The organism is Luteimonas sp. AC640a, assembly GCF_979256585.1.
This window is the reverse complement of record NZ_CEEDOV010000010.1, coordinates 110,543-123,175: the sequence shown is the minus strand read 5'-3', so window position 1 is coordinate 123,175 and position 12,633 is coordinate 110,543. Positions and strand designations below refer to the sequence as shown.

Genomic DNA, 12,633 nt, shown 5'->3' with positions numbered 1-12,633 from the left:
GCGCAGCCGGCTCCGGTGAAGTGCAGGCAATGCGGCCTGTGCCATCTGCCCGGGGAATTGCGGACAATCGGCGTATCGCCTCCTGACTGCTCGATATCGATGCCACGTTCTCGAATGCCGCCCGTGTGGTCGCTGCTGCCGCGTCGACGCTTGCTCTTTCCGCTGTGGCTATGCGTGGCCGGTGCCACGCTGCTGGCGCTGTTCCATATCTACAGCAGCCTTCCGTTTCTGGCGGCGCACTGGTATTACCCGGCCACGATGGTGGTGGGCGCGTTCGTCGCCGGCGCGACGCCGGAGGGCGGGGGCGCCGTCGCGTTCCCGGTACTCAACATCTTCCTGAGCGTGGACCGCGTGCTGGCGCGCGATTTCAGTCTGATGGTGCAGTCCATCGGGATGACCAGCGCCAGTCTGCTGATCCTGTCGCGCAAGGAGTCGCGCCTGGCCGACTTCCGGCCGCTGTTGTGGTGGGTGCCGGTGGCCTTCCTCGGTTTCGTTCTCGGCATGGCGACGCTGCAGGGCGTGCGCGTACCGGTGATCCAGGCGCTGTTCCTGAGCCTGATCGCCGCGTTCGCACTGGTCTATCTGCGCAGCCCGCATCGCGGTTACACCGAGGCGGTGGCGGGCGCGACGGGACGCGATCATGCGGTCACCGTCGTGGTGCTGCTGCTGGGCGGCCTGTGCGCCAGCCTGTTCGGCACCGGCGCCGACATCCTGCTCTACACGCTGCTGGTCACGCGGTTTGCGCTGAAGGAAAAACGCGCCACGGAGATGAGCATCATGCTGATGGCCAGCCTGAGTGTGCTTGGCTATGCCTGGCGCGGACTCGTGCAGGGGGAAATCTCCGCGTTCCAGGTTCAGACCTGGCTGTGCGCCGCACCCGTCGTGCTGATCATGGCGCCGCTGGGCAGTGCGGTGCTGCGTCGAATTTCGCACGAATGGATGCTCCGCGGCATCGTCGTGCTCAATCTGGGCCAGCTTGCGTACTTCAACCTCGTGCGACCCACATGGGAGAAGACCGCGTGGTCGCTTGGCTTCACCGTCGTGCTGCTGGTGCTGTTCGCAAAAGTGATGGGCATGGTGGGCGAGCATCGCCGCCGGCAGGCCGCCCTGCCACTGCCGTAAGGACGGCCCGAGCGTGCCAGGTTGACGTTTCGCGCCGACGCGCGAATGGTGCCGGATTCACTTGATCGGAGTGCCCGTCAGAACCCGCCTGAGAATGCCGGATCCCATTACGCCCGCCAGCGGGTGCCCGGCGGTCGCATTCGATATGGAATCGGCCATGCCCGCGATCACCACGCGTTCCGGCTTGCGGTACGAAGGAATGTTGTCCGCACGGCCGAGGGTGCAGCGTTGTCAGATGCCAGTCTTCCCGAATCTTCCGCCGTGATCGACTTGGAGCGGTCATGCCACACCGCGCTGTCCTTCGCGGGCATGTCACGAACCTAAACGTGGCTTTCGATATTCAGGACGTTCCGTCACGCGCACCACGCATCGCACGGTCGACACTCTGCGCCACACCCCCAGACGCTGGAGTTTCAGATGACTTCCAATATCGCCCGTATCCCGCTCGCCATCGCCATGTCCTCCGTGCTGGCGCTTGCCGTCGGTTGCTCGAATGACCGCACCGCCGAAGACCAGGCCGCCATGACCCCGGCCAGCGAGCCGGCCGTGCAGACGCCGCCGCCCGTCACCACGCCGGCCGACACCACGCCCGCGACCGGTATGAACAACGGCATGAACGACGGTATGGATTCCGAGCAGCCGGGCAGCGACACCTGGATCACCACGAAGGTGAAGTCCTCGCTGCTGGCAGACTCTGACGTCGCCGGCCTCAAGATTGATGTCGAAACCGTCAATGGCGTCGTGACGCTGACCGGCCAGGTCGAGCAGGCCACGCAGGTCACCGAGGCTACGCGTATCGCGCGCGAGATCGAAGGCGTGACCGATGTCGTGACCACCAACCTCACCACGGTCAAGTAATTCGCGCCGCTGCGGGCGGGCGACGCGCCCACCCGCAGCGCATCGCGGGTTCGAGTCAGTCAACGAAGTGCCGCGCACCCTCGGGTGTGCGGCATCTTTTTTTTTGGGGGCCTCGCGCACGCGATGGCAACAGCGCGTCCAGGCCGCCGGACCTTCGGAGTCGCCGGCGATTGCACGCCTCACCCCCCGGCATACTCCAAGCACTTTTCAGTCCACGCAGGAGACAGCACATGCTCAACCACGTCATGGTTGGTTCGAACGACATCGCGCGTTCGAAGCAGTTCTACAACACGCTACTGGCCGTGCTCGGCGCGGGCGCGCCGGTGGAGAACCAGGCAGCGTCCGGGCACAAGCGGCTGTTCTACCGCCATGACGGCCACACGTTCTGCGTCAGCGAGCCGATCGACGATGCGCCGGCGACGCCCGGCAACGGCGCGACCATCGGATTCAAGTGTGCGTCGCCCGAACAGGTGCAGCAGTTCCACGATGTCGCGGTGGCGGCGGGTGGCCTGTCGATCGAGCAGCCGCCGGGTCTGCGCGAAGCACCGATGGGCACGTTGTACCTCGCCTATGTGCGCGATCCCGACGGCAACAAGCTGTGCGCCATCCATCGGCCGAAATAGGCATCGGCCAGCATCCGGTGTCGGGTGGGCGTGGCGGAGGCCGGCACGGGACGGCCGATGCGGGCGCGGGCGTAGGATGCCGACATCGCCGGCGCCTGCGCGGCGCTGCACCCCGAGGAGACTGCGATGCGCCGATGCCTGCCGTGGATACTCGTGTGCCTGATCTCGACGCCGGTACTGGCCGACGACAGCGGTCTGGACGGCGCTTGGGTCGTCGACCTGTCCAGTTCGCCGGGCGAGGTCTATACGCAGCCGATGCAGTTGTCGCTGGCGGCCGATGGGACGGTGAGCGGCAGCTTTTACGGGAGCGCGATGGAGGCCGGGCGCTGGAAGCGGGATCGCGGTCGCCTGTGCGCGAGTTTCCGCACGACGGACGGCGCCGGCCCGTATCACACGGCGGTGTGTCTGGCGGGCGATGTCGCCAGCGGCCAGACCTGGGCCGAGCACCGCAAGTTCCTGTTCAACTGGAACGCGAAGCGCGCTGCGCCGTAGCAAATCAGGGTGCCAGGTTCACGTGTTTCGCGCGTCCGGGCTCGGGGGCGGGCGCACCGTGACGGGTTCACCGCCTTGCGCTATCGCGGATGCAGTGGCGCGCTTGTCTGGCGCGCCTGGCGTGCCCGCTCAGTAGAGCGGCGTATTCGGCGCGGGGTGCGAAAGCGTCGGTCCTGGATGTCATGCACCTGCGTGCGAAGTTTCACGATCAGCGAAGACGCGTCCGACGCGCGGCTCAAGACGCGAGGATTGCCTTGGCGACGAGCAGGGTTACGACAAGCGTCACGACGCCCAGCAGCCCCCAGAAGCGCAGCGTTCTCGCGGGCGGTTTCCCGTGCTGGTAGACCAGGCCGAACACGAGCGCCATCAGTGGTACGACGGCGATGATGGCCCAGGTGGAATCGATTGAGTTCAAGACGTTCACGACCTCCATCTCCGTGTGAGCAGCGGTGTCGGTTGTGGGATGCGGACTCGACGCGAAGGCAGTAACGCAGACTGGATCGTAACAGCGAGGCCGATCGCGGCGCGACGCTCCTGTTCGTGGAGCGTGCGCGATCGAGGCGGGCGGTGCTCGCCTTGTGCGCCATCGATGCACCGGCGCCTCGTGGGCCGCATCAGCCGGCTGCCGCGCGACGCACGCGCAACGGACGGACGCCCGTTGCGGGGCGCGAATCGGCCGGTGCGCGCGGCGTCGAACGACGTAGCGATGTTCGTCCTGCGGATGCGCGAAGCATCCGGACGTCGGGATCAGGCAGGCCGATCCACCAGCAGTACGAAGGCGCCCAGCTGCGAGCCCATGCCGATCGCCAGGCTGCGCGTGCGGTCTGCGGCCAGCGTGGCCGCCGGCACCGTCGCATCGGGCGGCAGTGCGCGGTAGACGGCGTCGTCGTCGGTCATCACGTCGCGCACGAGATATCCCATCAGCACGTTGACCATTTCGCCCAGTGCGTCGAGGGCCAGCGCGTCGTCGCACTCGTCGGGTGTGATGCCGAGCAGGGCGCAGGCGAGTGCGCGGGCGGCGGGCAGGTCGCTCGCCAGGCCGATGCCAAACGCGTGGCGGCCTTCCACGCGTACGTGGGCCACATGGGGCCAGAGGTCGAGATCGGCCGGCGACAGTACTTCGGCGGGCAGGCACTGGCTGGCCAGCATGCGCGGAAACAGGCGCCCGCACAGGTCGATCGCGCTGTTGGCGAGGTCGCGCAATGCATGACTGGCGAGCGCGCTTTCGAGCGCGTGCTTGGCGTGTTCCTGATCGGCGCGGTGCAGGGCGATTTCCGACTGCAGGCGCGCCGCGTCGATCGCGCCCTGTTCCAGCAACACCTGGCCTAGCAGCTTGCGACCGGTCTTCTGGGCTTCGAGCAGGGCATCGAGCCGGTCCTGGTCCAATGCGCCCATCTCCAGCGCGATATCGCCGAAGCGGCGGTCTTCGACGCGCTGGCGCTGCTGGATGCGCCGGGCCTGTGCTTCGTCGAGCCAGCCTTTGCGTACGGCCAGCTCGCCCAGCAGTGGGTTGGACGCGCGCTGCGCCTCGATCGCCGCCAACAGCTGCGGCGCGGTGATGACGCCGCGTTCCAGCAGGAACTGGCCCAGGAATTTCGCTGCCATCGTGTGCCCTTTATGCAAAAAGTCGAAGCGCTCGCCGGTCAGGCGAGGACCTGGTGGAGGACGCGTTCCATCGCCTCGGGGTCGATGGGCTTCTGTAGGTAGGAGCGCGCCCCCAGGCGCAGGCACTGTTCGATGTCGCTCTGCGCGCCCAGCGAGCTGAGGATCACCACGCGGGCCTGGGGATCCAGTTCGAGGATGCGGGCCAGTGCCTCGCGTCCATCGCTCTGGGGCATGACCAGGTCCAGCAGCACCAGGTCCGGGCGCAGCGTCTGGTACTGGCTGACCGCCTCGAGGCCGTTGCCGGCTTCGCCCACGACATCGAATCCTGCGGCGTCCAGTTGCCCGGCAGCGAGCATGCGCAAGGCGCGCGAGTCGTCGCACAGCAGTACGGTGGGTCGTACGGTCATCAGAGTCTCCTGGTCGAGGGGTGGGTTGTCCGCGGGCCTGTTGGCGTTAGCGGCCGGAGAACGCGATGCTTGAAAGAAATCGCAGGTGCGTTGCGGCATCAAGGCCCCGCCAGCCCGCATGGACGGCCTCGCCAGCCCATTCCGTGGCTGTCCGCTCCCGGCGCGGGATCCGCTCCGCGGGGGCTGCCGGGGTGGGAGCCTCGATGCCGGACGTTGTGCCGGACATCCGCTTTTTTTCGGATGGAGCGGGCGCATACTGCCGCCCTCCCACCCGCGGCCACGCACATGATCGACCCGATTCCCCTGGAAGACCTGGCGCTTCTCGACGTCCTGCAGCAGATCAGTCAGGGCAGCGATGCGATCCAGGTGGAAACCGAGATGACGCGGCGGTTGGTCGAGAGCGCGCTCGTCGAGGACGACGCAGATGGCATGCGTCTGACCCATGCGGGCATTGCCCTGTGCAAGTCGCTGCAGCACCGGGTGGCGGCCGACAAGCTGGCCAGCGAGATCATCGAGAAGCGCGAGAACGAAGCCGGAAGTGCCCAGCCGTTGCCGGGCGAGCGACCGCCGGTCGAGCCGCCGCTGGTCGCGTAAGCGAGCCGCGTGGACCGGGAAGCGCTCAGTGGTCCCGCGTGGCGCGCTCGGTCAATGCGCCGTTCTCGTACACGGCCATCGCGCCCGGGGAATGCGCGCTGGCCGTGTCGAACTCGAAGCGCAGATCCCGTTCCATCGCGAAAAAACGATGCGCGGATTCCGGATAGAGCACTGTGCTGAAGGTGCCGGCGGTCAGCGTGAGGTGATCGCCTTCGACGGCGATCAGGATCTCGCCAATGCGCGCCGAACGATAGCGCCCGGCACAGGCAGCCAGTGCCGAAGCCGGCAGCTGGATCGCCTGCGGTGGCGTGTACGGCACCGGGCCATGCGCGTAGCTCAGTACGCGGTGCATCTGCCAGTGGCCGTCATGGAATTGCCAGAGATTGGTGAATTCTGCTTGCCCGTCCAGTCGCTCCGGCGCATCTCCCGTGCGCACGTGGAAACGATGGCGGCCTGACAGGATGGCGTAGCCGTCAGCCAGTGGATGGAAGACGAGACTGTCGTCGATGACCTCGCGACGCAGCCGCAGGTCGGGCGTCGCGCAGGGACCGTTGCGCAACGAGTCGACGACGTCCGTGCGCGACGTCGTGCGTCCTGTTGTGTCGTGATAGAACTCGACGTCCTCGGTGAGCAGCGCGCCGATCGCCGTCATGTCGCAAGCGTTGTAGGCCTGCCAGAACGCGGCATCGGCGGCGCGCACCTCGCGTTCGGCATCCGGCGTCTGCGCAGTCGCCGCGGCGCACGCGATCAGCAATGCGGATGCAACGGCGAGTCGGGTGATGCGCATGTGCGGAGCCAGAGTGCGGACGGACCTCACGGTAACGAAGCGATGCATGCGTCGCGTCAGCCGGAAGGCACCCTGCCGGATGGCGTGCCGCGTGCAGTCGCGGCCTGCGCATGGGCGGGCGGCTTCGGCAGGCATGGCCGTCTGGCCGCTCGGACGCAGAAAATCCGTTCGTCGGACAGACGTGTTGCGATTCAGCGCAGGGGGCACACCGATGTTCGTTCCGAAATGGCTGGTGGCGATCGGCATCATTGCGTTCGTCGCACTCGCGATCTGGACCTGGCTGCTGGCGAATGGCCGCAATCCATTGCCGTTTCCCGACGGCGGCTCACGAATCTTCGCGGCCGCTTCGCCGGAGGCCAAGGCGGCGATCGTCGACGTGTTGGCGCGCAACGGGCTGCGGGAACGCTTCCGCGTCGACACGGACGGCGTGCTGCGTTCGATCCTGTTCGACGGCACGATCATCAACTGGTCCGCGCCCGGCGTGACGCGCAGGCTGCGCGGCGCGACATCGGCCATCGGCCTCGTCGCCGACGATCCGCTCAAGCAGGCGGAAGACGCGGCGGCCATCTTGCGATCGCATGGCTTCAGCGCCGACGTGGTGCGAGAGGCGGACCCGGGCGTTCCGGTCGTGTTCGTGCTGACCGACGCGATGCCCGGCACCGCGCTCAACTTCCGCCCGCATGTGATCCACATGCCGCGGCCGCCGAAGCCGTCGGCGCGCTGATCGCGTCAGCCGAGCGCCGACGTCGAGCAGCCGGCGAGGCTCACATCTCCGCGTCGATCGTCTCGTCCAGCCGGTCCGAGCCCACCATGTAGCCGCTGGCCTCGATTGCATCGCGCACATCGAACAGCGCCACACCGAGTGCATCGAGATCGGCCGTGTCCGCCATGCCGACGAGCTCGATACAGCGGTCGTTGAACCACGTCCAGAACTGGCGGTAGGTCTTGCCCTTCCAGTGTTCGTGGCGGATGGCCTGGTAGAGCTCGCCGACGGCGATGGTCAGATCGTCGCGCATCAGAATTCCGCCTGGCCGGGCAGCAGGCCGCGCAGTTCGGCGTCGGTGAGGTTGCGCCACTGGCCGGGCTTGAGATGCGCCAGCTTGACCGGGCCGATGCGCACGCGGATCAGCTGTTTCACGCGCAATTTGAAGTGCGCGGCCATCAGGCGGATCTGCCGGTTGAGGCCCTGGACCAGGATGATGCGGAAGCCGAACTTGCCCAGCGGGCTGGTGCGGCAAGGCAGGGTGGTCTGGCCGTGGATCGGCACGCCGCGCGACATGCCGCGCAGGACCTCCTGGCTCACCGCATGGTTCACGGTGACTAGGTATTCCTTCTCCAGCTTGTTCTCGGCGCGCAGGATCGCGTTGACGATGTCGCCGTTGCTGGTCAGCAGGATCAGGCCTTCTGAATCCTTGTCGAGCCGGCCGATCGGAAAGATGCGTTCGCGATGGTCGACGAAGTCGACGATGTTGCCTTTCACCGCGGCTTCGGTGGTGCAGGTGATGCCCACCGGCTTGTGCAGCGCGATGTACACGTGGCGCCGCTTGCCGGGCGCGGTGGTCCGCTGCAGCAGCGCCTGGCCGTCGATCATGACGGTGTCGCCTTCGCCCACTTCCGCGCCCACGCGTGCGCGCATGCCGTTGACCGTGACCCGGCCTTCGCCGATGAGGCGGTCGGCTTCGCGCCGCGAGCAGGCGCCGGTGTCGCTGATGTGCTTGTTCAGGCGCATGGGCGCGTGCGGTGCTAGTGATCGCGAAGGGCACGCAGTCTGGCAGATCGTGCGCCCGGGGTCATCGAAGCAGGCTCGCGGTGCCCGGCGAGCGGCCACAAAAAAACCCGGACGTTTCCGCCCGGGTTCTTTGGCGCCGCTTACGCGGCACAGGTCGAGTAGAACTTACTCGGCCTGGACTTCTTCAGCCTGCAGGCCCTTCTGGCCCTGCGCGACCTTGAACGAGACCTTCTGGCCTTCCTGGAGCGACTTGAAGCCGCTGCCCTGGATCGAACGGAAGTGGACGAACAGGTCGTCGCCGCTCTGCGGGGTGATGAAGCCGAAGCCCTTGGCGTCGTTGAACCACTTGACGGTACCGATCTGACGATCAGACATGGTGTTACTCCTTGGATCAGTTATTGGATGCACGGCCCGCAAGTGCGGTGCCGGGACTGTATCGAGCAAGGGGTAACGCGAAGCGATGGAGCGGATCGTCTGGATAGGCCGTTGCCGGCCTTGGAACCTGTGATCAACCGCATCGGAGCCACGATGTACCGTGATCCCGCTTTGAACAGTGGGTGCACCTTACATCACTTTTCCGATTTGTCTGTGAACTGTGAGCACGCGATTGCAGGATTCGGGGCGGGACAGGCGCCCGGGAGGCGCTGTGACGGGGAAATCCGGGGTTTGAGGCAGGACAGGCCGTCCTCGATTCCGGCCTGTCGACGCTGCCGGTGCGCCAAAAAGCCGTCGGCGGACGCGGACACCTGCTGAGCGCGCCGAGGTGGTGGCGCGCTGCGCACCGCGCCGCGCGACCTTGCTCAAAGCGTCTGGTGTCGGGACGGGTCGCCGCTGCCTGGCGCGGCCGCGCGTGCTCACACGCATCAAGCGCGGTGTGTCCTAGGGTCTGCGCTCACTTTGCATCCACCGGACTTCCCCATGGCTTCCGAGAACGCCGCGTTATCAGCCGACTACATTGCCGCCCAGAAAGCTCGCCTGGTGGCGTTGCGCGACGAACTGGGCGTCGACAACCGCGCGTCCGCAGCTGAGGAAGCCGAGTTGCAGGCGGATTCGATCGATGAACCGCACGGCTCGGGCGACGACGCGCAGAAGACCAACCTGCGCGACAACAATGCCGCGTTGATCGAGCACAACGCCGCGCGCCTTGCGGCCGTGACCCGCGCTTTGCAGAAGATCGAAGACGGCACCTACGGCCTGTCCGATCGCAGCGGCGCGCCGATCCCCAAGGCCCGCCTCGACGCATTGCCGGAAAGTCTGTGGACGGTCGAAGAAGACGACGGCGCGTAAGACCTGACGGTTTGATGGCGTTGGCGGCTGACGCCGCGGCGCGCTCGTGCGCTGCAGCGGCTTCGAGGTCTGGACGCGTTCGACGGTGCGGTGCCTGGGCACCTCGGCAGCCGTGAGCCCCGTGGTCTTGGGGCACTGACCATCCCGCATTTTTTGAATGCCGAGCCGCCTGCGCGGGTTGGCGAGATGCACACGAGGACAATGAGATGACACAGCAGGCATTGGTGGTGGGCGCGACCGGCATCGTAGGCAGCGCGCTGGCGAAGCAGCTGCTGGCAGCGGGTTGGAATGTGAGCGGTCTCGCGCGCCGGCCCGATGTCTTGCCGGCGGGCGTGCAGGGCGTGGCCGCGGATCTGTCCGACGCGCAGGCCACGCGCACGGCACTGGCGGGTCTGGCGCCCAGCCACGTGTTCATCACGACCTGGTCGCGGCAGGCGAGCGAGGCCGAGAACATCCGCGTCAATGCGGCGATGGTGCGCAATCTGCTCGACGGTCTGCAGCCGGCGGGTTCGGTGCGGCATGTCGCGCTGGTGACCGGCTTGAAGCATTACCTCGGTCCGTTCGAGGCCTATGCGCAAGGCGCGTTGCCGCAGACGCCGTTCCGCGAAACGCAGCCGCGGCTCGATGTCGAGAATTTCTATTACGCGCAGGAAGACGAGGTCTTTGCGGCTGCCGCGCGCGATGGCTTCCACTGGAGCGTGCATCGCCCGCATACCGTGATTGGCGCGGCGGTCGGCAATGCGATGAACATGGGCACGACGCTCGCCGTGTATGCCTCGCTGTGCAAGTCGACGGGCCGGCCGTTCCGCTTTCCCGGTTCGACCGCGCAGTGGGAAGGGCTGACCGACATGACCGATGCACGTCAGCTGGCGAAGCACCTGCTTTGGGCCGCCACTACGCCAGCTGCTGCGGACGAGGCGTTCAACGTCGTCAATGGCGACGTATTCCGCTGGCGCTGGATGTGGGGCCGCATCGCCGAATGGTTCGACCTCGAACCCGCGCCGTTCGACGGCACGTTACAGCCGCTGGAAAAGCAGATGGCAGGGGATGGGGAAGCCTGGACGCAACTGGCGGCCGAGCATGGCCTGGTCGAATCCGACATCCACCGTCTGATCTCGCCCTGGCATACCGATGCCGATCTGGGCCGGCCGCTGGAAGTGGTGACCGACATGTCCAAGAGCCGGCGCATGGGATTCCTGGACTACCAGTCCAGCGACGACGCGTTCTTCGACCTGTTCAAGATGTTGCGCGCGCAGCGTTTGGTTCCTTGAACGGACGATGCGCGGCGCGTCGCCGCGGATTGATCCACGTCACAGTCGATTGATCCGCGCGGGCGCAGGGTGATCCGCTCATCCACTGCATCGAGATCCGCCATGAGCATTCCGCAGACCCCGGACAGCATGAAGAAGTCGCAGCAGGACAAGGCGCCGCCGCAGAAACCTGAAGCCGAGAAGCCGTCGAAGCTGTCCAACGACGAGGCCGGCGACCAGGCGGAAGAGCGGCAGGGCGGGCACTGAGTCCAGAAGCGCCTGCAGCTCGCACCGATGAGGTGTCTTGTCAGGCCGCCGCCGTGCTCTCCGAAATCTCTTGATGCCGGCGGCGACGCGCAGCGCCGGGGTCGTGCGAGATATTAAGTAAGCGACCTGGGAGACCCTCCGCGCAGTCGATCCGCGAGAGACACACAGGCGTCAGGCGCCCGCGTTCGACTTCCGCTCACGCGCGGCTTCGGCCATCTGGTCGCAGCTGGCCAGCGCCTTCTTCAACGCTTCGGCGCCGTACGGCTTCTGCAGGATGTAGTGATCCCGCAGGTGCTCGGGAACCCCTGCTGCGCCGTAGCCGGTCATGAAAATATAGGGAATGCCGCGCGCATCGAGCGCATCGGCAATCGGGAAGCTCTGCTCGCCGCCCAGGTTGATGTCGAGGATCGCGAAGTCGATGTCACGCGCATCGAGGAGCCGCAACGCCTGCGCCACGTTCGATGCAACGGCCGGCGGCGCGTAGCCCAGATCGTCGAGAAAATCCTCCAGCAGCATCGCCAGGATCGATTCGTCCTCGACGATGAGGATCGCGGACTCGGTCCCGATCATGGGGTTTCCAGTTCAAGCTGCGCATCCAGCGAAGCGGTTTCCAGCGGCGCGGTCGCTTTGAACACGACGCCTTCCGCTGCGTAGGCCAGTTCGACTTCGCCGCCCAGGTCGTTGCGCAGGCCACGTTCGAGCAAGCGAGAGCCGAAGCCGCGCCGCGTCGGCATGTGGACTTCGGGACCACCGCACTCGCGCCAGGTGAACTCCATGGCGGCGCCTTCGCCAGCGTGTGTGCAATCCCAGCTGATGTGCACCGCGCCCCCGTCTCGCGACAGCGCGCCGTACTTCACGGCATTGGTGGCGAGCTCGTGCAGCGCCATCGCCAGTGCGAGCGCGCGCTGTGGATTCACTCGGCATGGGGGCCCGGACGCTTCGAAACGGGGAGCGTCGTCCGACTCGTACGGCGCAATGGCGCCGCGGACGATGTCGTGGATGTCGGCGCTGTGCCAGTTCTCACGCGTCAGTACATCATGTGCGCGCGACAGCGCGAACAGTCGAGATTCGATGCGTGCGCCACCGTCATCCAGATCGCTCGCGGTGCCCAGCGTCTGCCGCACCAGCGACTGCACGGTGGACAGTGTGTTCTTGACCCGGTGATTCAGCTCGTTGACCAGCAGCTCGAGGTGTTCCTCGTGCAGGCGCCGATCGGTGACATCGCGGGTGCTGCCGGCAATGGCTTCGACTTCGCCGTCGGCACCGAGCACCGGAGTGAAAATGTAGTCGTAGATGCGCACACCCTTGGTGTGATGCTTGAACGGCACATCGCCGCGGATGGGCGCGCGGGTGGCGATGACGCGTTCGATTTCCGCGTCGTGCATCGCTGCGTGCCAAGGCTCGTAACCCATCTCCAGGCAGGTCTTGCCGGCGGCGTCTTCCCAGCGCATGCCCCACATCGTCAACAGCGCATCGTTCGCGTAGACGAAACGATGCTGCAGGTCGAAGACGTACAAAAGGTCGGGCGTGGCCTGCAGCAGCGCTTCATAGGCGCGCAAGGTGGCGGGATCACGCGGCTGGGCAAGTTGCACGGAACGGGCTCGATCGACGG

General features: G+C 66.5%; 18 protein-coding genes. 9 read left to right on the top strand and 9 right to left on the bottom strand.

Going from position 1 to position 12,633, the window contains the following annotated elements:
- Window positions 1-123: 123 nt before the first annotated feature.
- The 4 genes from ACZ9YD_RS09680 to ACZ9YD_RS09665 all read left to right on the top strand — a co-directional run bounded on the left by ACZ9YD_RS09680 (window position 124) and on the right by ACZ9YD_RS09665 (window position 3,095).
- Window positions 124-1,122 (top strand): sulfite exporter TauE/SafE family protein, encoded by a 999-nt coding sequence (locus ACZ9YD_RS09680; RefSeq protein ID WP_465074961.1) that lies wholly within the window; start codon window positions 124-126, stop codon window positions 1,120-1,122.
- Window positions 1,123-1,539: 417 nt separating this feature from the next.
- Window positions 1,540-1,980, top strand: coding sequence for a BON domain-containing protein (locus ACZ9YD_RS09675; RefSeq protein ID WP_465074960.1), 441 nt, complete (start codon window positions 1,540-1,542; stop codon window positions 1,978-1,980).
- 230 nt (window positions 1,981-2,210) lie between these two features.
- A complete protein-coding gene (locus ACZ9YD_RS09670) occupies window positions 2,211-2,603 on the top strand; it encodes a VOC family protein (protein WP_465074959.1) in 393 nt (130 codons plus the stop codon).
- 126 nt (window positions 2,604-2,729) lie between these two features.
- Entirely contained in the window at window positions 2,730-3,095 is a 366-nt protein-coding gene (locus tag ACZ9YD_RS09665; RefSeq protein ID WP_465074958.1) for a hypothetical protein, read from the top strand.
- Window positions 3,096-3,330: 235 nt separating this feature from the next.
- On the opposite strand, the gene ACZ9YD_RS09660 is transcribed toward ACZ9YD_RS09665, so the two are convergent.
- The 3 genes from ACZ9YD_RS09660 to ACZ9YD_RS09650 form a co-directional block, all read right to left on the bottom strand.
- Complete coding sequence (locus ACZ9YD_RS09660; protein ID WP_465074957.1) at window positions 3,331-3,519, bottom strand: hypothetical protein; 189 nt, start codon at window positions 3,517-3,519, stop codon at window positions 3,331-3,333.
- Between the two features lie 323 nt (window positions 3,520-3,842).
- On the bottom strand, window positions 3,843-4,700 hold the full coding sequence (locus ACZ9YD_RS09655; RefSeq protein ID WP_465074956.1) for a chemotaxis protein CheX: 858 nt from the start codon (window positions 4,698-4,700) through the stop codon (window positions 3,843-3,845).
- Between the two features lie 38 nt (window positions 4,701-4,738).
- Window positions 4,739-5,107 (bottom strand): response regulator, encoded by a 369-nt coding sequence (locus ACZ9YD_RS09650; RefSeq protein ID WP_465074955.1) that lies wholly within the window; start codon window positions 5,105-5,107, stop codon window positions 4,739-4,741.
- A gap of 285 nt (window positions 5,108-5,392) precedes the next feature.
- Here ACZ9YD_RS09650 and ACZ9YD_RS09645 point away from each other — a divergent pair, with 285 nt between their 5' ends.
- Complete coding sequence (locus ACZ9YD_RS09645; RefSeq protein ID WP_465074954.1) at window positions 5,393-5,701, top strand: hypothetical protein; 309 nt, start codon at window positions 5,393-5,395, stop codon at window positions 5,699-5,701.
- Between the two features lie 25 nt (window positions 5,702-5,726).
- Here ACZ9YD_RS09645 and ACZ9YD_RS09640 read toward each other — a convergent pair whose 3' ends face one another.
- A complete protein-coding gene (locus ACZ9YD_RS09640) occupies window positions 5,727-6,488 on the bottom strand; it encodes a nuclear transport factor 2 family protein (protein WP_465074953.1) in 762 nt (253 codons plus the stop codon).
- A 46-nt stretch (window positions 6,489-6,534) separates the two neighbouring features.
- Between ACZ9YD_RS09640 and ACZ9YD_RS09635 the strand changes: the two genes are divergently transcribed.
- Window positions 6,535-7,212 (top strand): hypothetical protein, encoded by a 678-nt coding sequence (locus ACZ9YD_RS09635; protein WP_465074952.1) that lies wholly within the window; start codon window positions 6,535-6,537, stop codon window positions 7,210-7,212.
- 40 nt (window positions 7,213-7,252) lie between these two features.
- Here the strand turns inward: ACZ9YD_RS09635 and ACZ9YD_RS09630 are convergent, their stop codons facing one another.
- The 3 genes from ACZ9YD_RS09630 to ACZ9YD_RS09620 all read right to left on the bottom strand — a co-directional run bounded on the left by ACZ9YD_RS09630 (window position 7,253) and on the right by ACZ9YD_RS09620 (window position 8,592).
- The gene (locus tag ACZ9YD_RS09630; RefSeq protein ID WP_465074951.1) at window positions 7,253-7,504 is read right to left on the bottom strand and encodes a hypothetical protein; all 252 of its coding nucleotides are present in this window, start codon (window positions 7,502-7,504) and stop codon (window positions 7,253-7,255) included.
- Entirely contained in the window at window positions 7,504-8,217 is a 714-nt protein-coding gene (locus tag ACZ9YD_RS09625; protein WP_465074950.1) for a pseudouridine synthase, read from the bottom strand. The genes ACZ9YD_RS09630 and ACZ9YD_RS09625 overlap by 1 nt, the downstream gene beginning before the upstream one ends.
- Window positions 8,218-8,382: 165 nt before the next feature.
- Window positions 8,383-8,592 (bottom strand): cold-shock protein, encoded by a 210-nt coding sequence (locus ACZ9YD_RS09620; RefSeq protein WP_134674212.1) that lies wholly within the window; start codon window positions 8,590-8,592, stop codon window positions 8,383-8,385.
- A 543-nt stretch (window positions 8,593-9,135) separates the two neighbouring features.
- Between ACZ9YD_RS09620 and ACZ9YD_RS09615 the strand changes: the two genes are divergently transcribed.
- The 3 genes from ACZ9YD_RS09615 (at window position 9,136) to ACZ9YD_RS09605 (ending at window position 11,021) form a co-directional block, all read left to right on the top strand.
- Complete coding sequence (locus ACZ9YD_RS09615; protein ID WP_465074949.1) at window positions 9,136-9,504, top strand: TraR/DksA family transcriptional regulator; 369 nt, start codon at window positions 9,136-9,138, stop codon at window positions 9,502-9,504.
- A 206-nt stretch (window positions 9,505-9,710) separates the two neighbouring features.
- Complete coding sequence (locus ACZ9YD_RS09610) at window positions 9,711-10,775, top strand: SDR family oxidoreductase (RefSeq protein ID WP_465074948.1); 1,065 nt, start codon at window positions 9,711-9,713, stop codon at window positions 10,773-10,775.
- A gap of 102 nt (window positions 10,776-10,877) precedes the next feature.
- Window positions 10,878-11,021 carry a hypothetical protein gene (locus ACZ9YD_RS09605; protein ID WP_465074947.1) on the top strand — a complete coding sequence of 48 codons (144 nt, stop codon included), beginning with the start codon at window positions 10,878-10,880 and terminating at the stop codon, window positions 11,019-11,021.
- Between the two features lie 171 nt (window positions 11,022-11,192).
- On the opposite strand, the gene ACZ9YD_RS09600 is transcribed toward ACZ9YD_RS09605, so the two are convergent.
- Both ACZ9YD_RS09600 and ACZ9YD_RS09595 read right to left on the bottom strand, forming a co-directional pair.
- Window positions 11,193-11,591, bottom strand: a complete 399-nt coding sequence (locus tag ACZ9YD_RS09600; RefSeq protein ID WP_465074946.1) for a response regulator — start codon at window positions 11,589-11,591, stop codon at window positions 11,193-11,195.
- A complete protein-coding gene (locus ACZ9YD_RS09595; RefSeq protein WP_465074945.1) occupies window positions 11,588-12,613 on the bottom strand; it encodes a sensor histidine kinase in 1,026 nt (341 codons plus the stop codon). The genes ACZ9YD_RS09600 and ACZ9YD_RS09595 overlap by 4 nt, the downstream gene beginning before the upstream one ends.
- Window positions 12,614-12,633 lie beyond the last annotated feature (20 nt).